24 protein-coding genes and 1 other RNA gene are annotated in these 23080 nt (G+C 65.8%); 6 read left to right on the forward strand and 19 right to left on the reverse strand.

The genetic code is table 11. The features are described 5' to 3' along the window. The first annotated feature begins 57 nt into the window (after window positions 1-57). The gene (locus tag XnspCFBP7698_RS18070; RefSeq protein ID WP_104581198.1) at window positions 58-573 is read left to right on the forward strand and encodes an RNA polymerase sigma factor; all 516 of its coding nucleotides are present in this window, start codon (window positions 58-60) and stop codon (window positions 571-573) included. Next, the gene (locus XnspCFBP7698_RS18075) at window positions 570-1322 is read left to right on the forward strand and encodes an anti-sigma factor (RefSeq protein ID WP_104581197.1); all 753 of its coding nucleotides are present in this window, start codon (window positions 570-572) and stop codon (window positions 1320-1322) included. Before XnspCFBP7698_RS18070 ends, XnspCFBP7698_RS18075 begins: the two co-directional genes overlap by 4 nt. A gap of 55 nt (window positions 1323-1377) precedes the next feature. Here the strand turns inward: XnspCFBP7698_RS18075 and XnspCFBP7698_RS18080 are convergent, their stop codons facing one another. The 7 genes from XnspCFBP7698_RS18080 to XnspCFBP7698_RS18110 all read right to left on the reverse strand — a co-directional run bounded on the left by XnspCFBP7698_RS18080 (window position 1378) and on the right by XnspCFBP7698_RS18110 (window position 7684). Then, window positions 1378-2748 (reverse strand): leucyl aminopeptidase family protein, encoded by a 1371-nt coding sequence (locus XnspCFBP7698_RS18080; RefSeq protein ID WP_104581196.1) that lies wholly within the window; start codon window positions 2746-2748, stop codon window positions 1378-1380. A 42-nt stretch (window positions 2749-2790) separates the two neighbouring features. After that, window positions 2791-3528 (reverse strand): HAD-IA family hydrolase, encoded by a 738-nt coding sequence (locus tag XnspCFBP7698_RS18085; protein WP_104581195.1) that lies wholly within the window; start codon window positions 3526-3528, stop codon window positions 2791-2793. 100 nt (window positions 3529-3628) lie between these two features. Then, window positions 3629-4735, reverse strand: a complete 1107-nt coding sequence (locus XnspCFBP7698_RS18090) for an AI-2E family transporter (protein ID WP_104581252.1) — start codon at window positions 4733-4735, stop codon at window positions 3629-3631. Between the two features lie 167 nt (window positions 4736-4902). After that, window positions 4903-5286: a hypothetical protein gene (locus tag XnspCFBP7698_RS18095; RefSeq protein ID WP_047692800.1), complete on the reverse strand. Its 384-nt coding sequence runs from the start codon at window positions 5284-5286 to the stop codon at window positions 4903-4905. After that, window positions 5283-5765 (reverse strand): hypothetical protein, encoded by a 483-nt coding sequence (locus tag XnspCFBP7698_RS18100; protein WP_039404543.1) that lies wholly within the window; start codon window positions 5763-5765, stop codon window positions 5283-5285. The genes XnspCFBP7698_RS18095 and XnspCFBP7698_RS18100 overlap by 4 nt, the downstream gene beginning before the upstream one ends. A 3-nt stretch (window positions 5766-5768) precedes the next feature. Continuing rightward, on the reverse strand, window positions 5769-6131 hold the full coding sequence (locus XnspCFBP7698_RS18105; protein ID WP_010374821.1) for a hypothetical protein: 363 nt from the start codon (window positions 6129-6131) through the stop codon (window positions 5769-5771). A gap of 116 nt (window positions 6132-6247) precedes the next feature. Further along, window positions 6248-7684 carry a Do family serine endopeptidase gene (locus XnspCFBP7698_RS18110; protein ID WP_039404527.1) on the reverse strand — a complete coding sequence of 479 codons (1437 nt, stop codon included), beginning with the start codon at window positions 7682-7684 and terminating at the stop codon, window positions 6248-6250. Between the two features lie 243 nt (window positions 7685-7927). On the opposite strand from XnspCFBP7698_RS18110, the gene XnspCFBP7698_RS18115 reads away from it, so the two are divergent. Then, window positions 7928-8767 (forward strand): histidine biosynthesis protein HisIE, encoded by an 840-nt coding sequence (locus XnspCFBP7698_RS18115; RefSeq protein WP_104581194.1) that lies wholly within the window; start codon window positions 7928-7930, stop codon window positions 8765-8767. Window positions 8768-9187: 420 nt separating this feature from the next. Here the strand turns inward: XnspCFBP7698_RS18115 and XnspCFBP7698_RS18125 are convergent, their stop codons facing one another. From XnspCFBP7698_RS18125 to XnspCFBP7698_RS18160, 8 genes are all read right to left on the reverse strand, one after another. Beyond that, window positions 9188-9850 carry a DUF3313 domain-containing protein gene (locus XnspCFBP7698_RS18125; RefSeq protein ID WP_047692795.1) on the reverse strand — a complete coding sequence of 221 codons (663 nt, stop codon included), beginning with the start codon at window positions 9848-9850 and terminating at the stop codon, window positions 9188-9190. Window positions 9851-9905: 55 nt separating this feature from the next. After that, complete coding sequence (locus XnspCFBP7698_RS18130) at window positions 9906-10109, reverse strand: hypothetical protein (protein WP_233549024.1); 204 nt, start codon at window positions 10107-10109, stop codon at window positions 9906-9908. Window positions 10110-10292: 183 nt separating this feature from the next. Then, window positions 10293-11477 carry an ATP-binding protein gene (locus XnspCFBP7698_RS18135; protein WP_047692793.1) on the reverse strand — a complete coding sequence of 395 codons (1185 nt, stop codon included), beginning with the start codon at window positions 11475-11477 and terminating at the stop codon, window positions 10293-10295. Further along, window positions 11474-12139: a response regulator transcription factor gene (locus XnspCFBP7698_RS18140; RefSeq protein WP_047692791.1), complete on the reverse strand. Its 666-nt coding sequence runs from the start codon at window positions 12137-12139 to the stop codon at window positions 11474-11476. Before XnspCFBP7698_RS18140 ends, XnspCFBP7698_RS18135 begins: the two co-directional genes overlap by 4 nt. Before the next feature lie 148 nt (window positions 12140-12287). After that, the gene (locus XnspCFBP7698_RS18145) at window positions 12288-13175 is read right to left on the reverse strand and encodes a TIGR01777 family oxidoreductase (RefSeq protein ID WP_104581251.1); all 888 of its coding nucleotides are present in this window, start codon (window positions 13173-13175) and stop codon (window positions 12288-12290) included. Between the two features lie 212 nt (window positions 13176-13387). Further along, window positions 13388-13981: a DUF4142 domain-containing protein gene (locus tag XnspCFBP7698_RS18150; protein ID WP_104581192.1), complete on the reverse strand. Its 594-nt coding sequence runs from the start codon at window positions 13979-13981 to the stop codon at window positions 13388-13390. A gap of 77 nt (window positions 13982-14058) precedes the next feature. After that, a complete protein-coding gene (locus XnspCFBP7698_RS18155) occupies window positions 14059-14325 on the reverse strand; it encodes a hypothetical protein (RefSeq protein ID WP_166750701.1) in 267 nt (88 codons plus the stop codon). Window positions 14326-14378: 53 nt separating this feature from the next. Then, complete coding sequence (locus XnspCFBP7698_RS18160; protein ID WP_039404509.1) at window positions 14379-14660, reverse strand: hypothetical protein; 282 nt, start codon at window positions 14658-14660, stop codon at window positions 14379-14381. Window positions 14661-15311: 651 nt separating this feature from the next. Between XnspCFBP7698_RS18160 and XnspCFBP7698_RS18165 the strand changes: the two genes are divergently transcribed. Together XnspCFBP7698_RS18165 and XnspCFBP7698_RS18170 are read left to right on the forward strand one after the other, a co-directional pair. After that, a complete protein-coding gene (locus XnspCFBP7698_RS18165) occupies window positions 15312-16418 on the forward strand; it encodes a DUF3182 family protein (protein WP_104581190.1) in 1107 nt (368 codons plus the stop codon). Then, on the forward strand, window positions 16418-17281 hold the full coding sequence (locus XnspCFBP7698_RS18170; RefSeq protein ID WP_104581189.1) for an alpha/beta fold hydrolase: 864 nt from the start codon (window positions 16418-16420) through the stop codon (window positions 17279-17281). The genes XnspCFBP7698_RS18165 and XnspCFBP7698_RS18170 overlap by 1 nt, the downstream gene beginning before the upstream one ends. Before the next feature lie 226 nt (window positions 17282-17507). On the opposite strand, the gene XnspCFBP7698_RS18175 is transcribed toward XnspCFBP7698_RS18170, so the two are convergent. The 3 genes from XnspCFBP7698_RS18175 to XnspCFBP7698_RS18185 form a co-directional block, all read right to left on the reverse strand. Then, a complete protein-coding gene (locus tag XnspCFBP7698_RS18175; protein WP_104581188.1) occupies window positions 17508-18308 on the reverse strand; it encodes a hypothetical protein in 801 nt (266 codons plus the stop codon). 207 nt (window positions 18309-18515) lie between these two features. Beyond that, window positions 18516-19739 carry an RtcB family protein gene (locus tag XnspCFBP7698_RS18180; RefSeq protein ID WP_179456588.1) on the reverse strand — a complete coding sequence of 408 codons (1224 nt, stop codon included), beginning with the start codon at window positions 19737-19739 and terminating at the stop codon, window positions 18516-18518. Window positions 19740-19793: 54 nt separating this feature from the next. Further along, window positions 19794-20918, reverse strand: coding sequence for a slipin family protein (locus XnspCFBP7698_RS18185; RefSeq protein ID WP_104581186.1), 1125 nt, complete (start codon window positions 20916-20918; stop codon window positions 19794-19796). A gap of 75 nt (window positions 20919-20993) precedes the next feature. On the opposite strand from XnspCFBP7698_RS18185, the gene XnspCFBP7698_RS18190 reads away from it, so the two are divergent. Beyond that, window positions 20994-21069, forward strand: a non-coding RNA gene (locus XnspCFBP7698_RS18190) — sX9 sRNA. A 1289-nt stretch (window positions 21070-22358) separates the two neighbouring features. Here the strand turns inward: XnspCFBP7698_RS18190 and fabR are convergent. Then, a complete protein-coding gene (gene fabR / locus XnspCFBP7698_RS18205) occupies window positions 22359-23006 on the reverse strand; it encodes an HTH-type transcriptional repressor FabR (RefSeq protein WP_039411152.1) in 648 nt (215 codons plus the stop codon). Window positions 23007-23080: the final 74 nt, after the last annotated feature.

A 23080-nucleotide genomic window follows, 5' to 3' on the forward strand; every position in this document is an offset into this window, starting at 1 on the left:
TGGGAATAGTCCACGCTCCAGTGCGTCTACTGTGTGATGTCACTACCAAACCTGCCAATGGATGCTCTGGACGATGACCAACTACGTGCCGTGCTGCCGGCGCTGCGCCGCTTCGCGCGGTCGCTGAGCGGCGAGGCCGCCAACGCCGACGACCTGGTGCAGGCCACGCTGGAACGTGCCCTGCGGCGTTGGCGCACCCGGCATACCGCCGACGCTGTGCAACCCTGGTTGTTCGCCATCCTGTACCGGCAGTTTCTGGATGGGCAGCGCCGTGCCGCGCGCTGGCAGCGCGTGGTGGGCCTGTTCGCGCCACAACAGCCCAGCCAGTCCGCCTCTGCCGAACAGGTGCACGACGGCCGTGCCATGTTGGCCAGTCTGGCGTTGTTGCCAGCCGAACAACGCGCCTTGCTGCTCCTGGTCAGCGTGGAGGGCTTCAGTTACCGCGAGGTGGCCGACACCCTCGGCATCCCGATCGGCACGGTCATGTCGCGCCTGTCGCGTGCGCGCGAACGCTTGCGCGCAGTGAACGAGGGCCACGTGAGCCACACACCTGCATTGAGGATCCTCAAATGACCACCACACCGCCCGACGAGCATGCCTTGCACGCCTACGTCGATGGCCGCCTGGCACCGGAGCAACACGCAGCGGTTGCGGCGTGGCTGCAGGCACACCCTGCGCAGGCCGCGCGCGTGGCAGGCTGGAAGCGCGATGCCGAAGCGCTGCGTGCCGCGCATGCCGGCCTGCCCCCAGAGCCGGGCACAGGTGCGCTGACGCCTGCGGCGATTCGCCGTGGCCTGCAGCAACGCCGCCGGGCGGTGTTTGCCACGGCCGCCAGTTGCGTGTTGGCACTCGGCCTGGGCACCGGGCTGGGCTGGCAGCTGCACGAGAGCCGGATGACCAGCCAGCGGATTCCGATGGCCGATGCCGTGGCCGCGTACCGGCTGTTCGCCGAGACCGGCGCGCAGCAGGGCGCTGCGCTGGAGGTACAGCGCCGTACCGAGCTGGAGCCCTGGTTGCGCGCGCATTTCGGCAATGCCGGTGTCGTGCCGGATCTGCGTGCGCAGGGCTACACGCTGCGCGGCGGGCAATTACTTTCCACGCCGGAGGGCGCGGCCGCCATGCTGATCTACGGCGATGCCGACGGCGCGCGCATCGGCCTGTATCTGCGTCCACGCAGCGGCCCGATGCCGACCGGCGAACGTCGCGATGGTGGTCTGTTGGCGCAGTACTGGGCCGAAGGCGACACCGCGTTTGCGCTGGTCGGCCCGGCGACGCAGACACGCCTGCGCACGATCGCACCGTTGCTGCGTCCCCAGGGATGACCAGCGCAGCTGCAGGCGGCTGGCACTCGCCGGCGCGTGGTGTGACTGGCCGCGCTTACCCGGCGTAACGCTGCTGCAGCATCGCAAATGCCGAGCGCAGGGCCAGCGCTTCGCCACCGGCCGGGCGGCCGGGGCGGTCGCTGTCGTTCCAGGCGTACACGTCCAGATGTGCCCAGCGTTGGCCTGGGGCCACGAAGCGTTCCAGATACAGCGCGGCGGTGACGGCGCCGGCCATGCGCGAGCCGGCGTTGGCCATGTCCGCCACGTGGCTGTTGAGATAGCGCAGGTACGGGCGCCACAGCGGCATGCGCCAGACCGGGTCGCGGGTCTGTTCGCCAGCGCTGATCCAGGCCTGCGCCAGCGCATCGTCGTTGGCGAACAGGGCCGGCAGATCCGGGCCCAGCGCGATGCGCGCGGCCCCGGTGAGCGTGGCGAAATCCAGGATCAGGTCCGGCTTCTGTTCGGTGGCATAACTCAAGGCATCGCACAGCACCAGCCGGCCTTCGGCATCGGTGTTGTCCACTTCCACGCTGACACCGGCACGGGTGGTGATGACCTCGCCGGGGCGAAAGGCTTCCGGGCCGACCGCGTTTTCCACCGCGGCAATCAGCAGGGTCAGCCGCACCGGCAACCGCTGCGCCATCACCAGGCCGGCCAGCGCCAGCGCATGTGCGGCGCCGCCCATGTCCTTTTTCATGTTGCGCATGCCATCGGCGGGCTTGAGATCCAACCCGCCGGTGTCGAAGCACACGCCCTTGCCGACCAGTACCAGATGCGGGTGCGCCACATCGCCCCACTGCAGCTGGATCAGCCGCGGCGCACGGTGCGAGGCGCGTCCCACCGCGTGGATGGTGGGGAAGTTCTGCGCCAGCAGCGCGTCGCCCACGATCGCATCGACCTGCGCGCCATGCGCCTGCGCCACCGCACGGGTGGCCTCTTCCAGATGCTGCGGTCCCATGTCTTCGGTGGGCGTGTTGACCCAGTCGCGTACCTGCACGCAGGCCTCGATCAAGGCGCGTGTCTGCGCCGACGGCGTGGCCGCCAGTTCGGCCGGTGCGCGTGGCACCTTGCGGTACCGCGCGAAGCGGTAGGCGCCCAATCCCCAACCCAGGTGCAGCAACGCCTGTTCGGCATCGCTCAAGGCGTTGGCCAGCGTCCAGCGGCTGGCAGGCGGCAATGCCATCGGCGCGTGGGCATAGGCATACGCGTCGGCGCGGTCGCCGATGCCGACGATGGCGCCGGCCAGCCCGTGGTCGCCGGGCAGCAACAGCACGCTACCGGGCGCGGCATCGAATCGCTGCGCCTGTGCCCACGACAACACGCGCGTGGGCTGCTCGGCGCACCAGCGTGCAAAGCCCTCGCGGTCGAGCACATACAGCGGCAGGGCCGCGGCGTTGGAATCGGTGAAACCGGTGAGGTGCGACATGGAAATCCTCGAATGCGGCGCCATGCGCCGAGCAGAGTGGGCTCAGGCGGGAATGCTGATGCCGGCGCGCGTGGGGCCGGGATGCGGCTGCTGCGCATCTAGCCAATCGGCCAGCCCGGTCATGCTGTCGAATTCCAGGTCCGGCTGCTGGGTGGGGTGCGACCACACTGCGCCTTCGCGATTGATCCAGCACGCGCGCAGGCCCGCATCCAGCGCGCCCAGCACGTCCATGCGCACGTGGTCGCCCACATGCAGCACCTGTGCCGGCGGCAGTTCCAGGCGTGCGCATGCGGCGTGGAAGATGCTGGCGTCGGGCTTGGCACTGCCGTGTTCGCGCGAGCCCAGCTGAAACGCGAAGTGATGCATCAGCCCGATGCGTTGCAGATCGGCATTGCCGTTGCTGAGCGCGGCCACCGGCACATGCGTGGCAATGCGCGCCAGCGCGTCGAGCGCATCCGGATAGCATTCCACCTGGTTACGCGCGGCGTAGAACACTTCATAGGCTGGCTCAAGCAACGCCAGGTCGCCACCGCTTTCGCGCAACGCCATTTCCAGCGTTAAGCGCCGCAACGCGCTGAGGTCGTGGTGCAGGTGCGGGTTGTCGGCAAAGCTGCGCTCGCGCAGCTCCCGCATCGCTTCCACCGGAAACCGCTCGGCAGTGACCGGGCTGTGTTCACGCATCCAGTCGTACAGCACCTGATCGATGCGCGCCCCGATCGGCGCGAAAGGCCACAACGTGTCGTCGAGGTCGAGAGTGATGGCGCTGATGTGGAAGCTCATCGCGAGATTTTACGGTCTTGCGTTGGGAATGGGGAATCGGGAGTGGGGAATGGGTAGAGCAACGCCACTGCTCTTGCGATTCCCGATTCCCGATTCCCGGCTATTCCAACAGCCTGGCCCAGCGCTGCATCCCCTCTACCCGGCTCAGCACCATCTTGATGCAGACCAGTAGCGGCACCGCCAGCAGCAGGCCGACCATGCCCCACAGCCAGCCGAACAGCATCAGCGCCAGGATCAGCATCAGCGGCGAGATCGCCATGCGGCGTCCCAGCACGATGGGGGTGACCACCTGGCCTTCGATGGTGTGCAGCGCCAGGTACAGGATTGCCGGCAGCAGAGAGGACACCGTGGTGCGGAATTCCACAAAGCCCATCAGCAGCATCAGCATCACGCCGATCAATGGGCCCACATAGGGCGCGAAATTCAGCAGTGCCACCACCGTGCCCCACAGGATCGCTTCGGGCAGCGGGATCTGCAGCACATACAAGATGCCGGCAAATACCAGGCCGACCAGCGTGTTGATTACGCTGATGGTGAGCACGTAACGCGAGACTTCGCGTTCGATGTCCAGCATGATTTCGGTGGTGAAACGTTGCTGCTGACGGTTCGGTAGCAAGGCGATCGCATGCCGCTGCAGGCTCTCGCCATACACCATGAAGAAGAACGTCAGCAGCACCACCGCCAGCACCGACGCGGCCAGTTTGGGCGTGCGCACCAGCGCCTTGTAGGGGTCGTCCATCTGCGTGCGCACGATCTGCACGCCGCGCTGGCCTTCGCCACCGGCCGCGCGTGCAAAATTTTCTGCGGCCTGGTTGGCCTGCATCACCGGCTTGGTGAGGTCGCGCACATCGCGCGCAATCTGGCGCATCTGCCGCGGTGCCTGCTGCGCCCATTCGGCAGCCGGGCCGGCCAGCTGTGCCGCCAGGGCCACGGTGCCGGCCAAGCCCAGGCACAACACCAGCAAGGCACCGACAAACCGCGGGATGTACAGCTTGCGCAAACCGCGCAGGATGGGGTTGCCGATGAGGGCGAAGAACGCCGCCAACATGACCGGCAGGATGATCGTCTGCGCTGCCCACAGCGTATAGCCAACAGCGAGCGTGGCCAGCACCACCAGCGAGGCGGGTGCGCGCGGACGCGGGGCCGGTGGTGGCGGGAGCGAATCTGCCGCGACGGCAGCATCCAGCGGATCGAGAGGAAGAGACATGCGTGCCCTGGCAGCAGACTGGCGTGCCGCCAGCGGTGCGCCATTATCGGCACAACGCGTCAACGGCGCGCACAGGGTCTGTGCGCGCGGTGTCATTACGAACTGGTTGATGCAGCGGGCTCAGCCGCAGGTGTAGCAATGCGTGCGGCGTGTGCCCGCACGCTGGGTCAGGCGGCGTGGTCGGCCGGCACCTGCACCACCGTGACCGGCGGGTCGGCGGCCACTTCTTCGGCATTGTCGGCAGCGCGTTCGGCCTGTTCGGAGGCTTCCTGTGCGCGATGCGCAGTGAACAACGCGGAGATGGTGCTGATCATCTGCAAAATCTTGGGGATGCCACCAAGCTTGCTGGCAATGCTGCCCAGCGCAGCCTGCGGTTCGTTGCGACCGGTCACAAAGCCCAGCCCGAAACCGACTGCCAGGATGCGCACCGGCGACCAGCCGGCGCGCCAGGTCTGGCGCAACTGAGCCCAATGCGAGCGCGTTTCCTGCGCCCGCCCTTCCACCAGGAATTCAGCGCGTTCGACGCGCTGACGCAAGGCGCCAAACTTCATGAGCGTGCTCCATTGGCGGCTGTGGCCGTGTCGTCGTCACTGGAGTCATCGAAGATGCCCAGCTTGATCAACTGCCGCCGCGTGGCATTCATGCCGGTGTGATCGAAGTAGAAGAACACCCGCCACGCCGCGATGCCGGTGACCAGCAAACTGGCTAACGCGGTGAAGAACATCGCCTGAAACCACGACAACCCGGCGCGTTGCAGCAACGCAATGATGGCGCCCGCCAGCAACAGCCAGGACGAGGCGCCAAAAACGACCGCGACACAGGCCCATGCAAGGCCACGCCCGAACGCACTGCGTGCCAGTTGCAGATCGGCCGACACCAGCCGGCGTAACGCGCGGCTGGTGTCCTTGGCCGAGCCCAACGTCGCACGGCCGGCGGCACCGACCGCGCGTACGCTTTCGTCCAGTCCTGGCGTTTCCGGGCGCGCGTCTGGCGCGCCGGAGCCGGCAGCTGTAGAGGCCTGATCGCTCACGGTTTAGTTATCGTTGCTGCGTGCCAGCTTGGCGATGACCCAACCCGCTGCAAATGCCACGCCGAACGCGGCGAGCGGACGCTCGCGGATCAGGTCGGTGGCGCTTTCGAGCAGATCGTTGCCCTTGGCCACCAGTACGTCCATCTGCTCTTTGGCAGCGGCGCCACCAAATTCGGCGGCGGCCATGCCGGCAAGCGCGGTGTCGGAGAGTTCGGCCTTGACGTTGGCGCGGCCCAGCTTGAGCTCGTCGCCTGCAGCGCTGGTGGCGCCCTTGACGGCTTCGCCGGCAGCGCTGGCGGCCGACTTCAGGTGGGTGCCGGCTTCGCTCAGGTTTTCCTTCAGCTGATCGGTGTTGGTGGGGCTCATGCGATATCTCCTTGGGTCATTGAGGGCAGCCGTCACTCACGTGCGGTCGTGCGGTAGCAATAGCATCGGGGGGGTGTAGGAGGCGTTAGTGGACGCAGCCCGCAGTGCACATCGCGTCAACGCATGAGCGCGTCGTATTGCGCGTTGCCACGCAGGATGCGCACTACCAGCTGTTGTGGTTTGCGCTGGAAATTGGCGCGCCAGCTGGCAAGGTCGGCGAACTCGCCGACGCTGCTGGCCACGATCACGTCACCGGACACCAGGCCGTTGGCCGCAGCACGGCCACCGCGTTTGACCTCGCTGACCATTACCCCGGTGATACCGGACTGACGCAGCGATTCGGGCAGGTCCACGAAGGTGGCACCGCTCAGGCGCGGGTCGAGCATGTCGCCGGTGACCGCGCGGTCCTGCTCCTTCAAGGTGGCCTTGAGCTTGAGCGGTTTGCCGTCGCGGCGGATTTCCAGGGTGACCGCACTGCCGACGGCCTGCAGGCCCTCGTAGTTGTGCAGCGCCTCCGCACTGTCCACGCGTTGATCGTTTGCTGCCACCACCACATCGCCGGGTTGCACGCCGGCCGCGGCGGCCGCCGAGCCTGGCAGCACGCGCGTCACCAGTGCGCCGCGCAGCGAGTCCACGCCCAGCCCCTGCAACATCTGCTGGGTGAGGTTCTGGGTTTCCAGGCCCAGGGTGCCGCGCACCACCACGCCCTTGGTCACCAGTTGCTCGACCACGTTGCGCGCCAGGTTGGACGGAATCGCCAGGCCCAGGCCGATATTGCCGGCCATGCTGCCCTGCGGATTGAAGCTGGCGGTGTTGATGCCGACCAGTTGGCCTTGCAGATTGACCAGCGCACCGCCCGAGTTGCCGGGATTGATCGAGGCATCGGTCTGGATGAAGTTCTGGTAGCCCAGGCCGCGAATTCCGCTGCGGCCCACCGCCGAGACGATGCCGGAGGTGACGGTCTGGGTGAAGCCGAACGGGTTGCCGATGGCCACCACAAAATCGCCCACGCGCAGTGCGTTGCTGTCGGCCAGTTTGATATCGGTGAGGTTGTCGGCCTTGATGCGGATCAGCGCGATGTCGGTGTCGGCATCGGAGCCGATGAAGTCTGCCTTGACGGTGCGCCCGTCGCCGAGCGTCACCTGCACGTCGTCGGCATTCTCGATGACGTGGTGGTTGGTCAATACATAGCCCTTTTGCGCATCGATGATGACGCCCGAGCCCAGCGATTCGTTGATGCGATCCTGTGGCACCTGCGGGAACAGCCGGCGCAGGATCGGGTCGTTGAAGAACGGGTTGCGCACGCGCACCACCTGTTTGGTGTTGACGCTCACCACTGCCGGCATCGCCTGTTGCAGCATCGGTGCCAGCGAGGGCACCGGCTGCCCGGCGACCGACGCCGGCAACGCCGCCGCCGTTGGCAGGGTGAAGGTGGCATTGCCGGCCGGCGTGGCCTCGGCGCGGTTGTCCAGCCAGGCATTGATGCCGGTGGCGGCAAAGCCGCCGAATGCGGCAGCCAGTGAGAGCGTCAGCAAGGTGGGAAGCGGTCGCATGGAGCGTCTGTCCGGGTTACGCGGTGGAAGAGGAATAGGGCGTCTGACTGCGTAAATCAAGCTGAACGAGAGTGCCAGCGAGCAATTTAACTGCCGGTGAAAGCGCGGCGCAGGCCTTGCCGCCGCTGCGTTGACAGCCCGTTGAGCCCGGCGTAGCGTCCGCTTGATCCGATGCCTGTTCAGCAGACGCATGCTCTCGCGCATCGCCCGCGTTTCCCGCACTGATGCCCTTAAGGAGGGTCTATGAGCAACGGCAATGGTGTGACGGCAACCCTGTCCGACGCCGTCGATAGCGTAAAGAGCACTGCCACCGAACTGACCGACAGCATCGCCAGCACCACCAGCGAGGCGGTCGCCAACGTGCAGGAAGCGGCCGGCGCGGCGGTGCAGGAGGTCAAGGTACGTGTCGCCAAGGCACGCAAGGCGGTGGTCAAGGCGGAGCAGGACGCAGCCAGCAAGGCTGCCGACGCAGCGGGCGCCGTCAAGCGCCGCGTGGCCAAGACCAAACGCTCGTTGACGGCTACCAGGGACGCAGCGAAGGACAAGCTGGTTGCGACCAAGGACGCCGCCAAGCAGAAGCTCGTCGCCACCAAGGACGCGGCGAAGCAGAAAATCACCTCCACCAAAGAGGCGGCCAGGCAGAAGCTGAGCAGTACCGGTGCCGCTGCCAAGAAGAAGATCACCGACACCAAGGCCAACACCAGACAGAAGCTGGAAACCGCCAAGGCCAATGCCAAGGCCGACGCGGCCGCGCTGAGTGCCAAGACCGCCGCCAAGAGCGCGGCACGCAAGACCGCTGTGGCAACGGTGGATGCGCGCACCGCGGCGAAGAAGGCTGCGGCCAAGTCGGTGTCGGTCAAGAAGGCGGTTGCCAAGAGCATCGCCAAGAAGGCACCGGTCGCCAAGCAGACCGCCACACGCCAGGCCGCCGTGAAGAAGGCCCCGCTGAAGAAGGCAGTGACCAAGACCGCCCTGAAGAAGGCGGCCAAGGTGACCAAGACCCCGGCAACGCGCGCAGTGGCCAAGACCACCGCCGCCCGCAAGGCGGTCGGCAAGAAGGCCGTAAAGCGCGTCACGCGCTGACGCTGGACGCCAACACGTGATGCGCGCGCCAGGTAAGCGTGCATCACGCGAGGTGCAAGAAGGCCGGCGCTGGGCTGCAGCGCCGGCCTTTTTTGATACGTCAAAAACGCATGCGCTTGCGATGGCACCGCGCCGCGTCGCGCGTGGCCAGCTGACGGAGCAAGGGGCTGGGCAAGGGCAGGCGCGAGGTGCGATGTGCGCTTTGCGCGAGGCTTCGCTCGGACCCTCATCCGCCCCTTCGGGGCACCTTCTCCCGGCGGGAGAAGGGAAGGCGCTGCAGACTCACAGGACACGCGCAACCCGTTCAAGCACTACGTCCGCCTTTAGCCTTCCGCTTCCCGCTTCCCGCTTCCCGCTTCCCGCTTCCCGCTTCCCGCTTCCCCATTCCCGATTCCCGATTCCCGATTCCCGATTCCCGAACTATTCGATCCCCTCGAGCAACTGCTCGGCCCCCTTGCGAATCCCGGCCTTCGCTGCGCCGTAGGCGCCCAGGCTGGCCTTGATGTTCATGGCGCTGGGATACTGTTTCTCGACATAGGCGGCGAGCAGGCGGTCGCTTTGGGCGTCGAAGATCTCCACCGCATAGCTGACCGAACCGGAAAATGCACCTTCCTTGCCGCGTGCGGCCTGCACCGCGTTGTAGGAGCCGCCGCCCAGGTCCACCTTCATGACGGTGCCCAGTACGCGCTTGCTGGGCTTGGCGCCGGTGAGGGTGAGGCGCACCCGCACGGTATCGCTGCCGGCCACCGTGGTCGGGCGCCAACGCCGTGCAAGGGCGTAGCCAAATTGCTGCTGCATGTCATCGGCAAGCATGCGCCTGTCCTGTTCGGGCACCTCTTCGAACTGCGCATCCGGCCCGCGGTAGATGGCTACCGGTTCGACGATGGCCGCCCGGTAACGCGTCCAGTCCACGTTGCTGTGATAGGCGTACGGCATGCGGTCTCCGCGGCTGCCGTCGTGTGGGCGCAAATAACTGGACGACGGCAGTTGGCTGTACGGCAACGGGCGGGTGCTGGAGCAGCCGATCAGACTGATGCCGACAACGGCAAGCGTGCAGCAACGAGTGACGAAATGGACAGACATGACAAAGACCTGGATAGAGTGAGGACGGTGGAAGGGCCAGTGCGGGCAGCGAGGTTCAGTGCAGCAGCACGCGCGCCAGTGCCAATGCAAATGCAAGGCCTGCCGCGCTCAACAGCACGCTGCGTGCTGCCCAACGTGGCAGTCGGCGGACGTGGCGCGCGCTGCGGATATCGGGCAAGGCGCACCAGATGTCGCGGTTACGTGTGCCGGTGCGGCCACAGCGACATGCTGGCGACGCGGCAATGTGACTGACCGTCATGCCGACGCTGTCGTTGGCTGCGGCGTGCGTGGCCCACGGCGACAGGGCGGCGATGGGCGAGGTGGAGCGGGTCGAGGAAGTCATCACCATGCAGCCTGGATGCGTGTGGTGCGTGCACTCTAGGCGGCCAGGATTGGAAACTTATTGGAGGTGCCGGGCCGCAGTACCGTCCGCCCTGGGTGTTCACGCCGTGGTCGGCGCGCGGTCATCGGCGAACACCACGCGCACGCACAGGCCACGCCCGTCGTTGCCTTCGCAGGTTTCGATGGTGGCTCCGTGCAGGCGGGCAATGCCCGCCACCAGCGACAGTCCGATTCCGCTGCCCTGCACCTCGCTGCCGGGCACGCGATAGAACCGCTCGAAGATGGACGCATGCGCCGCGTCCGGTACGCCGGGGCCGTCATCGCTGACCTGCACGAACGGGTGCAGTGCATCGGCGCGCAGGCAGTAGCCGCAACTCACTTCCACGGTGCCGCGAACGCGTCCGTAGCGGATGGCGTTGTCGACCAGGTTGCGGATCAGGATGCCCACTGCATCCACATCGCAGCGCAGCAGGCAGGGTGCCGCCTCCACGTGCAGATTGAGCTGGCGGGCATCGGCCTGCACGCTGAATTCGTCCAGGACATGCGAGATCAGTTCGCCCATCTCGACCTGTTGGTAGGCAGCCGAACTGATGCCGGCATCCAGCCGCGCCAGATCCAGCAATTGTTCGGCCAAGCGATTGCTGCGGCGCGCGGTTTCCAGCAACTGGCGCAGGGCAGCGTCCTTGTCCTGCAGCGTAGATGCGCGCAAGGCGACTTCGGCGTAGGCATGCAGCGCCGAGAGCGGAGTGCGCAGTTCATGCGCGGCGTCGGCGACAAAATTGCGCTCGGCCTGCACGGCCTGTTCCACCCGTGCCAGCAAGGTGTTGAACGCGGCGATCAGCGGACGGATCTCGTCGGGCACCCGATCCAGCGGGACGGGGTCGGTGTCCAGCCCGGTGCGTTGCGCAATGGCGCAGGAGACGCTGCGCAACGGCGCCAGCGCGGTACGTACCGCCCACCACACCAGCACGCCAAGCACGCCCAGTTGCACGGTGTTGAGCACCATCGCGATCAGGGTCTGCTTGAAACTCATGCGCGAGGACGCATTGCCGATCGGCGTTTCAAGGTCTGCGCCGTTGGCCGGCGCTGACGGGCTGTCGAAGCGGTGCTGCAGCGCTTCGGGCAGGATGCCGACCAGGTGGTCGCCCAGCAGGTTGAGCTCCTGCTCGAACACGCTATGGTGACCCTCGGTGACCAGCGCCACCAGGATCCACAGCGAAGTGGACCAGCTCAGCAGGACGATGGCGGCCAGCGCCGCCAGCATGCGTGCCTGCAGGGACTTCATGCGGGGGACTTGCCGACCATGTACCCCTGGCCGTAAACGGTGGAGATGAGCTCTTCGCCCAGCTTGCGGCGCAACTGATGCACATACACCGCGATCATGTTGCTGCCGCCGTCGGACGGGCCGCCATACACGCCTTCTTCCAGCTGATCCTTGGTGACCACGCGCCCGGCACGTTCCATCAAGGCCAGCAGCAGTCGATATTCGTGCGCGCTCAGCGCCACCCATTTGCCGGCCCTGGTGACCTTGCGGCTGCTCGGGTCCACGCAGACATCGCCCTGGCTGAGCAGCGGCACCACGCGGCCCTGGCTGCGCCGGGTGACCGCGCGCAGCCGTGCCATCAGCTCATCGAACTGAAAGGGTTTGACCAGGTAATCGTCGGCGCCGGCGTCCAGGCCGCGGATGCGGTCGGTGAGCTGGCCGCGTGCGGTCAGGGCGATCACCGGGGTCGGGTCGTAATGGCTGCGCATGAAGCGGAGTACCGCCAGCCCCGACTCGCCGGGCAGGCCGATATCCAGCAGGACAGCGGTGTAGCGATGGTCCACCAGCGCCGCCCTGGCGGTGGCGGCGTTGCCCACGTGGTCGATGGTCCAGCTGTGCTGGCGCATGCCGTCGCAGATGGCGTTGGCCAACAGGGGGTCGTCTTCGACAAGCAGCAGGTGCATCAGGGTTCCGCCGGGCGCCGGGCCATTCCAAGATCCGCAGCACTGTCGGAGATGCGCGTTAGGCAAATATTAGTGCATGCGCAAACCTGCCGGGCAGGCGAACCGAGGAGCGGCAGGTTTGCGCAGGCGAGCTGCCTGCGCGGCCGGCTCAGCGCTGCAGAATCGCGCGCAGGGCCGGCTCCAGCTGCTCGTGGCGGAAGCCGAACCCGGCAGCGAGCGCACGCTGCGGCAGCACGCGCTGGCTGATCAGCAGCAGGTCGGCCATTTCGCCAAAGCCCAATCGCAGCAGCCCGGCCGGCAGCGCCAGCAAGGCAGGGCGGTGCAGGACCTTGGCCAGGGTGCGGGCAAATTCCGCATTGGTCACCGGGTTGGGGGCGGTGGCGTTGTAGGCGCCGGGCTGCCCGTGCTGCAGCAGCCATACCAGCAGCGCGACCATGTCGGCGCGGTGGATCCAGCTCATCCAGTGCCGCCCATCGCCGAATGGCCCGCCGCCACCCAGCCGGAACGCCGGCAGCATGCGTGCCAGTGCGCCGCCGTCGCGGTCCAGCACGATGCCGGTGCGGACCCAGCTTACGCGTGGGCCAAGCGCGCCGATGCGGGCGGCGGCGGCCTCCCAGTCGCGGCAGAGTACGGCCGAAAAATCCTCGCCGGCGCCGTCCGCTTCGGTCAGCGCCGCGTCGCCGCGCTCGCCGTAATAGCCCACCGCCGAACCGGACACCACCACTGCCGGGCGCTGCTGCGCCGGCTGCTGCGCGATCCAGTCGTACAACCGGTCAGTGGTGCCCAGCCGCGACTCGCGAAAGCACTGCTTGCGTGCATCGCTCCAGCGGCCGGCCGCCAGCGGCTCACCGGCCAGGTTGATGACGGCCTCGGCCTGCACGCCGTCCAGCGTCTCCACGGCGGTGATGCCGGGCAGGCTGCGGCTGGCGCGGCCGGTATTGCGGGTCAGGACGCAGACCTGATGGCCGGCCTGCACCAAGGCCGGGCACAGCGCCTGGCCGATGAAGCCGGTACCGCCGGTGATGAGCACGCGCATGAGAAGTTCCTGGCCGGAGGGATGCGGCACCATAGGCCAGTGCGGACTGGAGCGCAGTGAAGCCGACGCAGCAATACGGCCAGCGGCCGGTGACGCGCGGCATCAGGCGCGCCGGTCCGGCGCCGTGATGCAGCGCCGGGTAGCCGCCTCATCCCCAAACGCAAACGCGCCGGACAGGCCGGCGCGTTTGCAAGGTGCTGGGTGCAGCGTATTTATTTCGACGACGACACCGCATGGGCGCGTTCGAAGTGTGCCGACACTACACGACGGGTTTCTTCCAGGTGCTGCTTGACCGGTGCGCTTTCGGCGGCGGGCAACAGCTCCGAATCCAGAATCTTGATGGTGTCGCCATGGTCGATGACCATGTTGCGCATGAAGGCATTGCGGTACGCATCCTTGCCATCGGGCAGCGTCAAGGTCTTCTCCAGCGCCTCCACTGCGGCCTTGCCCTTGGCGCGCACCGCGTCGGCGCGCGGGCTGTCCTTTGCGCCCAGGGCCTTGGTCTTCTCGAGGTTGGCCTGGTGGTCGTGCAGCATCTGCTCGGCAAACGGGCCGGTGGAGCCGCCCAGGTCCTGCCCGATGGCCTGCTTGGCCAGCGCAATCTCGTTTTCGTCAATGGCAGCCAGCACGCCCAGCACTGCACCGTCGCCCTTGGCCAGCTCGGTCGCTCCGCTGCCGCTGACCGGCGCGGCAGTCGGTTCCGGCGACACCGCCGGTGCAGTGCGCGAGGCATCGCCACCAGGGCGATCGCAGGCGGTGAGGGTCAGCATGGCAAGTAGTGAAACGGCAGCGAGAGTGGATTTCATGGAGGTCCTGAGGTGAGTCGGCAATGGCCGACGATGAAATGCAAAGGAGCCGCTAGGCGGCTCCGGTGATGCGTTGGTCAGGCCCACTGCGGCTGGGCGACCGGGGCGATGCCCATGGGTCTGACCGGCGCGCGAACCGCGTCCTGCGCCGTACGGCACACGCGTGCCATGCGCGCGGTGCGCTCACGAATGATGGCGTGCTCGCTGGCAGGTGCGCTGCCGAGCAGGCTTGCCACATGGAAGCCAAGGATTTCCTCCGCGCGGTCGCCCTGGTCGCTGATGATGTGCGGAACCAACCGCTCCAATCGTTCCAGCTCCTGCTGCACTTGATACGGGGTTTTCATGACGATCTCCAATGAATAACGGGTCTTGCTCAACGCCGGCGTTACTGGCGTGCTCAACTATTGCGCGTGCCCAGACGTTGCCAGCAGTCGGTCGCCAACTGTTCGTAGTTGGACTGGGTGCTGGATGAAATGAAGTGGTGCTCAAGGCGATCGCGAAACAGCCGCAGACGTTCCTGATCGCTCGAACGCGGTGCCTGCAGGTAGATGTCGCAGGCCATTTTCACCACCGGGGACAATTCGCTGAACTTGCCGCTACCCAGGTTCCCCTGGGCGTGCCGCGCCTGCCAATGCGCGATTTCGGCTTGTACATCGATAACGGATGGGTCTCTGCTCATGGCTTGGGGCGTTCCGGATTAAACAAACTTGACGTGCAGGGTAACTGCGGGTATGTCAACGAATGATCATCGAACGCGACAATAGTGCGTTAATGGGAACACCAACACTTAATTGCTCAGGCTGCGTCGGCATCTCTACACGCTGTGCATGCATCCTCGTTCGCCTGATTGATGTTGTTCGGCGTGATGGACTCTGTTCGATGGACGAACATGTCTAACCCGCAGCGCGATGCAGCACGACGTTGCGATCATCACAGTCGCACTGCACGGCGCGGCTTCCAGATTTCACGCAATCGCCTGCGTGCAGCGCCGCATTTCACGGAAGATTCTGAACCGCTCCACACCTGTGTAACGTCTGATCCTTAAGGTAGGCAACGACGTATAGGAGAGAGTACTCAGGATGCAGGACAGCGAAAGCAGTCATCGTAAGCCGCACCATGCCAGCGGAACACCGGAAGCACGTGTGTGGTGGCACGCCCTGTTGGAGCTGCGCGGGGGCCGGGTGGCCATCAGCCTGATCGTGGTGGTGTTGATCGTGGTAGGTCTGTATTTCGCCATGAAATAGACCTGGTTTCAGGGTTTACAGCGGCGCGTTCCGGCACGCAGCGGGAGGCGCCCGATGTGGCACGGGCACGAGCACGGGGACAGCGGATGGCAGAGCCACGGTACTTGCAGGTGCTCGGGCATACCACGCGTGCCGTGGCCGAGCACGGCCACGAACGGGCCACCCATGCCTGGGTGTGCAGCGAGCTTGCGCGCCTGCTGGGCGCGCATGATGCAGGCCTGGACACTGTGATTGCGTCTGCCGCAGGCGACCAACATGCTGCGTTGCATGTGCCCGACGATACGCTGACTAGCGAGCAGGCCCGTGCGCTTGGCATCGATGGTCGTCACGGCCTGCTGGGCGGCATCGTGCCGCATGCATTTGTGGCCACCAAGGTGATCGGCCACCCCTTGATCGATCCTGCGGCAACGCGTATCACCGGTTGGAATCAGGCGCTGGCGCTTGCGCTGATCCCGACCACCTTGCCAGGCTACACGGTGTTCTCGCGGGACGATGCCTTGCAGGCGTTGGACCGATTGCTGCCCGATGGCCAGGTGCGCCTGAAGCTGCCCACCGGCGTCGGCGGCAACGGGCAGTGGCGCATCGCCGATGCGGCCGCGCTGGCAGTCGCACTCGACGGGTTGCCCGAACACTATCTGCAAACCCACGGCGCAGTGCTGGAGCGCAATATCCTGCAGCCGCTGACGCACAGCGTGGGCGAGCTGTGCGTGGCTGGCGTGCAGATCGCGTACTACGGGACGCAATGCAGCGTGCGCAATGCCGAGGGCGAGGATGTCTATGGCGGCTCGTCGCTGCGCGTCCATCGCGGATCGCTGGAGGCACTGTTGGGCACCGGGCTGCCGCCGCTGCAGCGCCGCGTGGTGGAGCAAGCGTGCCGGTACGATCGCAGCATTGCCGCTGCATTTGCGGGCCTGCAGGTGTCCCGGCGCAATTACGATGTGGTCAGCGGTGAAGACCCGCACGCCGGCGCGGTGTGCGGCGTCCTCGAGCAGTCCTGGCGGATCGGTGGCGCCACCCCGGCCGAACTTGCGGCCATTGCCTGTTTTCAGCAACATCCGGGGCTGCACTGGGTGCGGGCATCCACCCACGAGATCTATGAAGGCGAGCCGCCGGCTGACGCACAGGTGTACTACCGTGCAAGCCGCCCCGACGCCGGCCCGCGCTACAAATACCGGAGGGTTTCAACCGACTGATGGAAGCCAAACTTTCCAGTATCGACATCGCAGTCGATCACGATGCACTCAGCGGCACCTTGCTCACGCCCACCGGTATTCCGGCGGTGCTGTTCGTCCACGGCTGGGGCGGCAGTCAGCACCACAGCCTGGTGCGTGCGCGCGAGGCGGTAGGTCTGGGCTGCATCTGCATGACCTTCGATTTGCGTGGGCATGAGGGCCATGCATCGATGCGGCAGACCGTCACCCGCGCGCAGAACCTGCGCGACATCATTGCCGCCTACGACCAGTTGGCGGGCCTGCCGTATGTGGATCCGCAGTCGATTGCGGTGGTCGGCCTGAGCTACGGTGGTTATCTGTCCGCCCTGCTGACACGTGAGCGCCCAGTGGAGTGGTTGGCACTACGTTCGCCTGCGCTCTACAAGGATGCGCAGTGGGACCAGCCCAAGGTCAGCCTCAATGCCGATCCGGATCTGATGGCCTATCGGCATCGCACGCTGACGCCCGACGACAACATTGCGTTGGCGGCATGCGCTGCGTACACCGGCGATGTCCTGCTGGTCGAAGCCGAGCGCGATGTCATCGTGCCGCAACCGGTGCTGCGCAATTACGCAAATGCCTTTGGCAAGGCGCGTTCGTTGACCTCGCGGGTGATCGCCGGAGCCGACCACGCCCTGAGCGTCAAGGAGCATCAGCAGCGCTACACGCGCGCACTGATCGACTGGTTGACCGAAATGGTGGTGGGTCGCCGGATTGCGCTGGCCCGTGAAGTGGTGGCAGCGCGCAAGCAGCTGATCAAGCAGCAGGAAGAGGCGCCATCGGCGGGAGCCGACGCTGCAGTGTTCCGCGGCGACATCCGCGCGGTGGAGAAGACGTCCGGGTAGTCGATCGCGCACCTGTCTGCCAGCGCTTGGCGGCACCGTTGCGCTGGATGGATCGCCACTGAAGAACGCGTCATGCGGGTGAGCGTTGCGATCTGCTTGCAGCGCGGTTGTCTCAATTACTCTGGCGCCGCCACAAACTCACAACAAACGAAACGGGCCCATCGGCCCGTTCGTTTGCATCATGCAGTGACGCGGTTGACGCGCCAGCTTGCACCCCAGAAAGCCGTTACACGCGTGGGTCGGTCGGGTTACGACGCGCAGCGTCGCCGTGATGATCCGAATCGAAGGCTTCCCGCACGGCGTGCTTGGCCTTTTCCCAGTTCAGACGCGAATCGGCCTTGAAACGGTCCCAGCCATCGCCCAGATCACGTTCCAGATGGTCGTCCCACTGGCGGCCGGCGTGCTGCTGGCGCGCCTGCATGCCGTACCGGTAGGCCGGGCGATAATCGTCATACGAATATTCGGCGTCACGGTAGCTGGCACTATCGAAGCGACCAGCGTAATGGGTATCGCCGTCGCGATACACGGTGTGGGTACGGTCGGCGCGGTCCCAGGCATCACGCGCAGCGAGGCGGGCATCGTCCCACTCCAGGCGCGATTCACCACGGTTGCGGGGCCATTCGCCGGCCAACGTGGCTTCGGTTTCTTCCCAGGTGCTGGTCGGGCGTGTTTCGCGCGCCTGCAGGCCGAACCCGTACACGGTGGCGTAGTCGCGGTCGTAGTCGGTGCCTTCCTTGTAGTAAGGACGGTTCCGGTGCTCCTGGCGCCAGTATTCGGTTTCCACGGTAGGGTCGAGGCGTTCGGCCACACCCTTGCCTGCCGCCGCGCCGGCAACCACGCCGGCCGCCGCGCCGATCAAGGTGCCCAACGGACCGAACACCGTGCCTGCCAGCGCACCTGCCGCTGCACCGCCGGCGATGCCGCCCACGCCCACACCCACCGGGTGCGAACCGGGTGCGCCAGAGATCGGGTCGCGGTTCAAATCCTTTGCTTCTTCCTTGCGTTCCTGCTTGTCGAGATTGCTCATGCCGCCTCCGGTTGCCTGGTGATGGGTGCGCCCTGCAACGCAGGCCGCGAATGTGGCGCAACGATGGCGTCGCGAGAGTGAAACGCGTGTGCTTGGATGTGAGTGCGATCGCGACATGACTGAACTGTGCAGTGGCGTTGCGGATGAGGTCGCTGACCGGTGTTGCATGCAACTTGCAGAGCAAGGGCCGCTGCTGCGGCCCTTGCTCTACCCCTTGATGCACACCACCTGGCGCAACGTATGCAGTACTTCGACCAGATCCTGCTGTGCTGCCATCACTGCCTCGATCGATTTGTAGGCGGCCGGCGACTCATCGATGACGGCGGCATCCTTGCGGCATTCCACATGCGCCGTTGCCTGGCGATGCTGGGCGAGGGTGATCTGTGCACGTGCGGCCGTCCTGCTCATCACGCGGCCTGCGCCGTGACTGCAGCTGTGAAAACTCTCCGCGTTACCCAACCCGCGCACGATGTAGCTGCGCGTGCCCATGCTGCCCGGAATGATGCCCAGCTCGCCGGCGCGTGCGCTCACCGCGCCCTTGCGGGTGATCAAAAGCTCCTCGCCCGCGTGCGTCTCCTTTTGCACGTAGTTGTGGTGGCAATTGACCGCGAGCTTTTCCAGCTGGAATTTCGGCAAGCGGTGACGCATCTCGGCCAGCACGCGCGCCATCATCGCCTCGCGGTTTTCGCGTGCGTAATCCTGCGCCCACGACACCGCTTCGACGTATTCGTCGAACAGGGGCTCGCCCTGCATGAAGAACGCCAGGTCCTTGTCGGGCAGATGAAAGCCCAGCACGCGGTGCGCCAGTTGCTCACGTGCGCGCTCGATGAAGTAGCTGCCGATCAGGTTGCCGGTGCCGCGCGAGCCGCTGTGCAGCATCACCCACACCGCATCGGTTTCGTCCAGGCAGAGTTCGATGAAGTGATTGCCGCCGCCCAGCGTGCCGATCTGGCATTCCAGCTTGTCGGTGCGGATGCGCCTGTGCTGCTGTTTGATCGCGTCCAGACGTTGCACCAGCCCCGAACGGGCGATGCGGGTTTCGATGCTGTCGGGCAGCGTGCGGTGTTCGCCGTCGCGACCGTTGCCCACCGGCACGCTGCGCTCGATGCTGGAGCGCAACTGCGCCAGATTGTCCGGCAGATCACTGGCACGCAGCGTGGTACGCACGGCGGCCATGCCGCAGCCGATGTCCACGCCCACCGCTGCCGGGATGATGGCGCCACGGGTCGGGATCACCGAGCCCACGGTTGCGCCCTTGCCCAGATGCACGTCGGGCATCACCGCCACCCAGGGGCCGACGAACGGCACCGCGGCGATGTTGCGCAACTGCGCATGCGCCTGCGCTTCCAGCGGCACGCCGCGCACCCAGCCCTTGATCGGGGTGGTGCTGCCTTCGGCATGCAGTAATTCAAAATGTTGTGAGGTACTCATTGTCGTCATTCCCTTGCGGCAGCGCGTGGCAGATCCTTCCGCCACGCGCAGCCTTCATTGCCTGATCGTCACCAATTGCTTCAGCACGCCATCCAGGCCGCCGAACACGGTGAGCTTGTCGATCTTTTCGGTGACCTTTTCCAGCGCCTCCAGTTCCTTCAAACGCATCAGCACCGGGCTGTCTTCGATCAGCTTGGCGGTGTTGAGCAACGAACGCGTGGCGTTGGCCTCTTCACGCCGGCGGATGACGTTGGCTTGCGCCTGCTTCTCCGCCTGCACGACCGCATTGAGGATCTCGCGCATTTCGCCCGGCAGGATCACGTCCTTGACGCCGACGCCCAGCACTTCGATGCCGAAGCCGCTCACGCTGCCACGCACATACCCGAAGATATCCGCATCCAGGCAGGCCTTGTCGCCCAGCAACTCGTCCAGCGTCTTGGCCGACACCGCACGGCGCAAGCCGTATTGCAACTCGCGGTACAGATATTCGCCGGCCTTGGCCACGCGCGTGCGCATCGCCACGGCATCGGTGACGCGCATGCTGGCGGCCAGGTTGACCCGCAACGACACCTTGTCGCGCGTCAACAGCTCCTGCCCGTAGACCTCGACCGACTGCACGCGCAGATCGATCACCTCAGTGGCGATGTTCTTCTGGAAATTCCAGAACGCGTATGCCCCCGGGCCGAACGGTGCAACCAGCTTGCCATCGATGAACACCAGCCCTTGCGACTCGGCGGGCACGTCCATGCACACTGCCACCCGCGACAGCGTGCCGAGCTGACGCAACCTGCGCTGCACATCGGCAGGCACCTGCAGCCCATCGCCCAGCGGCAGGGTCTGCACCTCGATCGCTGCCGGCCCACGCCAGTACAGCGCGCGCGTGCCCGGTGGCAGCACCTCCTCAAGCTTGCCGTTGCGGATCAGCAGGCCGACCTGCGCGGTCCCGATATCGGCCAGCACGAAGTGCTGCGGCAGGGTGCTGCCGAGCGTGTCGATCAGCATCTCCGCATCGGGGCCGACGTAGGCGCCCTGAGTGATTGCGTGGACGATGACTTCGCTGCGGCCCAGTGGGTCGAACAGGCGATAGACACCGGGGACGAGCACGCGCTCGAACCGACGGTTGCGATACACCAGGCCGCGCTCGCCGTCACCGATCACGACCCTCTTGGTCCAAAACATGGCACTCCTCCTTAGAGCAGCGAACAACACTACTGCGCGGCCGCCAGGCGGGCGCGGGCGGTGCTCGGAATCCTCATGTACCACTCGTACACTCCGGTTCCTGCGCGCCGCCCGCACCCACCTGACGACCACTCGCTACGTGTTGTTAGCCGTTCTTAATCTGGCTCTGGTGGTCCGATCCAAAGTGACTGCCGTCGCGCCGCCCGGATCGGACTGCTGGCGAGACGTGTGCCGATGCAACGCGGCGTTGAAAGGTGGAAACGCCGGTGACGGCGGCCGTGCGGGGCGCGATGCGCTGTTGGCGCCTGCATGCGCGTTGCCGCCGCTGTGCGATGTAGTGCGCAGCGGTTGCGAACGGTGCAGCGTGCGCGTCCAGGGCAAGGGTCCGGCCACGGCGCCGCTGCTGCAGGCAGTCACGCGATGGGTTGCCTGTTTGCCTGCGGCATGGGCGTTTCCGTAAAGGGACTTGCGTCCCGAGAAATGACCGATAAGGTCATGCATGGAGCGGGATTCGAACCCGCGACAGACAGATTACAAATCTGTTGCTCTACCCAACTGAGCTATCCAGTGGTGAGTATTCCGGAATCGAACCAGACCTGCGGATTGCGCCGCCGCTCCACCAGGAGCCGATACCCGTAACGAGAAACATGAGAAAGGCTTCGGTATACGCCACGGCACAGCCGCGCGCACCAGCTGGAATAAACTCCAGGCCGCTGAATCTCTTTCACAGTGTTTCTGATCACCGTTTTATTCAAACGGTACTCTTGTATGTGTATGACCACGCGCCGCCCGTGCCCGACACCTGGGCACAGCGCTTTCGCGCCTGACCGCTTTGCAACGTCCATGTGGTCGGGCAATCCATGCCCGGGTGCCTGGAAGGTCATCCACACGATGCGATGCGAACGCATAACGAAAAACGCCCCCGGATGCAGCATCCGAGGGCGTTCGCTTGCCTCGGAGATCGGGTGACCGATCTCCTTGTCAGGACATCAGTCGAATCGGGTGATGCGCACGGCTGCTTTCTTCGTGCACACAAACGATGCCGCGCGGTGTGCGCTGGGCAGTCGATTGAATGTGGCGGAACGGAGCAGGGGCATGAGGTCGGTTCGTTGAAAATGCAGGCGTACCTGCCGAGGGCGCGAACATTACCTGCGTCCTTTTCATTGCGCAAGCACTTTATGCAATTATTTTTCGGATTATCTTTCGGATAGTCGAAAGAGAATGCAGCTGTGTAACGACCGCAAGGCGGTATTGGATTTGAATGCGGCGGTCGGTATCCGGCGCTGACCTGATGTCAGGCATTGCAGAGGAAGCACGCCGACAGCACGTAGCAAGCATTTGTCAGACGGTATGTACGGCGTGCTCAGCATCGGCGTATGCGCTGGTCCATGCGCCGATGCCGCTGCTCGTTCGCGGCAACGCCATCGCCAACGCGAACAATCAGCCGCCGTGCGTGCCCAGGGTGCGCGCGCCGGTGAGGATCATGCGCAGCATCTGCGAGATCTGTTCGACCAGCTCGGGATCTTTTTCCGGCGGGGAGTCCATCGCCACCGCGCCCATCGCAAATACCAGCCGGGTGATCGCCTTGGACACCAGCGCCGGCGCATGCAGCTTGGCATTGTCGGCGGCCGCCAGGCGGATCAGGTCCACCCGCAGCTCGTCTTCGAAGTAGGTGAGTTCGCGCTCCACCGCCTGCTTGAAGGCGTCCGAACCCACCGCACCTTCGCGCAGCAGCACGTGCAGCAACTTGTCGTCGGCGCGCAACTGCTCCATGAAGGCTTCCACCGAGACGCGGATGACGCTGCGGTCGGTGGAGGTGGCGCGCTGGCGCGCCTGGCCGATGATGGTGCGCAGCGAGCGCCCGGCCAGGTCGATCAAGGCCACGGCGAGCTCGTCCATGTCGCGGAACTGGCGGTAGAAGCTGTTCGGCGCGATGCCGGCCTCGCGCGCCACTTCACGCAGGCTCAGGGTGGACAGGCTGCGGTGCGGGCCGATCAGCGACAACGCCGCGGCGATCAGGTCCTCGCGTGAAATCGCCGGCTTGCGTGACGGCGGCGCGTCGTGGGAAGGCAGGGCGATGGAGGTCATGAGGCAGCAGCCGGGCGTGGGCATGAATCATAGCGCTTCCGGCCGATATACAACTGTATACACGTGTGTGCATG

It is taken from the genome of Xanthomonas sp. CFBP 7698, from assembly GCF_003600855.1.
Classification (GTDB): domain Bacteria; phylum Pseudomonadota; class Gammaproteobacteria; order Xanthomonadales; family Xanthomonadaceae; genus Xanthomonas; species Xanthomonas cannabis.

Excerpts from the sequence above, each read along its gene's own strand:
- XnspCFBP7698_RS18070 (WP_104581198.1), top strand. The coding sequence starts at position 58 with ATGGATGCTCTGGACGATGACCAACTACGTGCCGTGCTGCCGGCGCTG.
- XnspCFBP7698_RS18075 (WP_104581197.1), top strand. The coding sequence starts at position 570 with ATGACCACCACACCGCCCGACGAGCATGCCTTGCACGCCTACGTCGAT.
- XnspCFBP7698_RS18080 (WP_104581196.1), bottom strand. The coding sequence starts at position 2,748 with ATGTCGCACCTCACCGGTTTCACCGATTCCAACGCCGCGGCCCTGCCG.
- XnspCFBP7698_RS18085 (WP_104581195.1), bottom strand. The coding sequence starts at position 3,528 with ATGAGCTTCCACATCAGCGCCATCACTCTCGACCTCGACGACACGTTG.
- XnspCFBP7698_RS18090 (WP_104581252.1), bottom strand. The coding sequence starts at position 4,735 with ATGTCTCTTCCTCTCGATCCGCTGGATGCTGCCGTCGCGGCAGATTCG.
- XnspCFBP7698_RS18095 (WP_047692800.1), bottom strand. The coding sequence starts at position 5,286 with ATGAAGTTTGGCGCCTTGCGTCAGCGCGTCGAACGCGCTGAATTCCTG.
- XnspCFBP7698_RS18105 (WP_010374821.1), bottom strand. The coding sequence starts at position 6,131 with ATGAGCCCCACCAACACCGATCAGCTGAAGGAAAACCTGAGCGAAGCC.
- XnspCFBP7698_RS18110 (WP_039404527.1), bottom strand. The coding sequence starts at position 7,684 with ATGCGACCGCTTCCCACCTTGCTGACGCTCTCACTGGCTGCCGCATTC.
- XnspCFBP7698_RS18115 (WP_104581194.1), top strand. The coding sequence starts at position 7,928 with ATGAGCAACGGCAATGGTGTGACGGCAACCCTGTCCGACGCCGTCGAT.
- XnspCFBP7698_RS18125 (WP_047692795.1), bottom strand. The coding sequence starts at position 9,850 with ATGTCTGTCCATTTCGTCACTCGTTGCTGCACGCTTGCCGTTGTCGGC.
- XnspCFBP7698_RS18130 (WP_233549024.1), bottom strand. The coding sequence starts at position 10,109 with ATGACGGTCAGTCACATTGCCGCGTCGCCAGCATGTCGCTGTGGCCGC.
- XnspCFBP7698_RS18135 (WP_047692793.1), bottom strand. The coding sequence starts at position 11,477 with ATGAAGTCCCTGCAGGCACGCATGCTGGCGGCGCTGGCCGCCATCGTC.
- XnspCFBP7698_RS18140 (WP_047692791.1), bottom strand. The coding sequence starts at position 12,139 with ATGCACCTGCTGCTTGTCGAAGACGACCCCCTGTTGGCCAACGCCATC.
- XnspCFBP7698_RS18145 (WP_104581251.1), bottom strand. The coding sequence starts at position 13,175 with ATGCGCGTGCTCATCACCGGCGGTACCGGCTTCATCGGCCAGGCGCTG.
- XnspCFBP7698_RS18150 (WP_104581192.1), bottom strand. The coding sequence starts at position 13,981 with ATGAAATCCACTCTCGCTGCCGTTTCACTACTTGCCATGCTGACCCTC.
- XnspCFBP7698_RS18155 (WP_166750701.1), bottom strand. The coding sequence starts at position 14,325 with ATGAAAACCCCGTATCAAGTGCAGCAGGAGCTGGAACGATTGGAGCGG.
- XnspCFBP7698_RS18160 (WP_039404509.1), bottom strand. The coding sequence starts at position 14,660 with ATGAGCAGAGACCCATCCGTTATCGATGTACAAGCCGAAATCGCGCAT.
- XnspCFBP7698_RS18165 (WP_104581190.1), top strand. The coding sequence starts at position 15,312 with ATGGCAGAGCCACGGTACTTGCAGGTGCTCGGGCATACCACGCGTGCC.
- XnspCFBP7698_RS18170 (WP_104581189.1), top strand. The coding sequence starts at position 16,418 with ATGGAAGCCAAACTTTCCAGTATCGACATCGCAGTCGATCACGATGCA.
- XnspCFBP7698_RS18175 (WP_104581188.1), bottom strand. The coding sequence starts at position 18,308 with ATGAGCAATCTCGACAAGCAGGAACGCAAGGAAGAAGCAAAGGATTTG.
- XnspCFBP7698_RS18180 (WP_179456588.1), bottom strand. The coding sequence starts at position 19,739 with ATGAGTACCTCACAACATTTTGAATTACTGCATGCCGAAGGCAGCACC.
- XnspCFBP7698_RS18185 (WP_104581186.1), bottom strand. The coding sequence starts at position 20,918 with ATGTTTTGGACCAAGAGGGTCGTGATCGGTGACGGCGAGCGCGGCCTG.
- fabR (WP_039411152.1), bottom strand. The coding sequence starts at position 23,006 with ATGACCTCCATCGCCCTGCCTTCCCACGACGCGCCGCCGTCACGCAAG.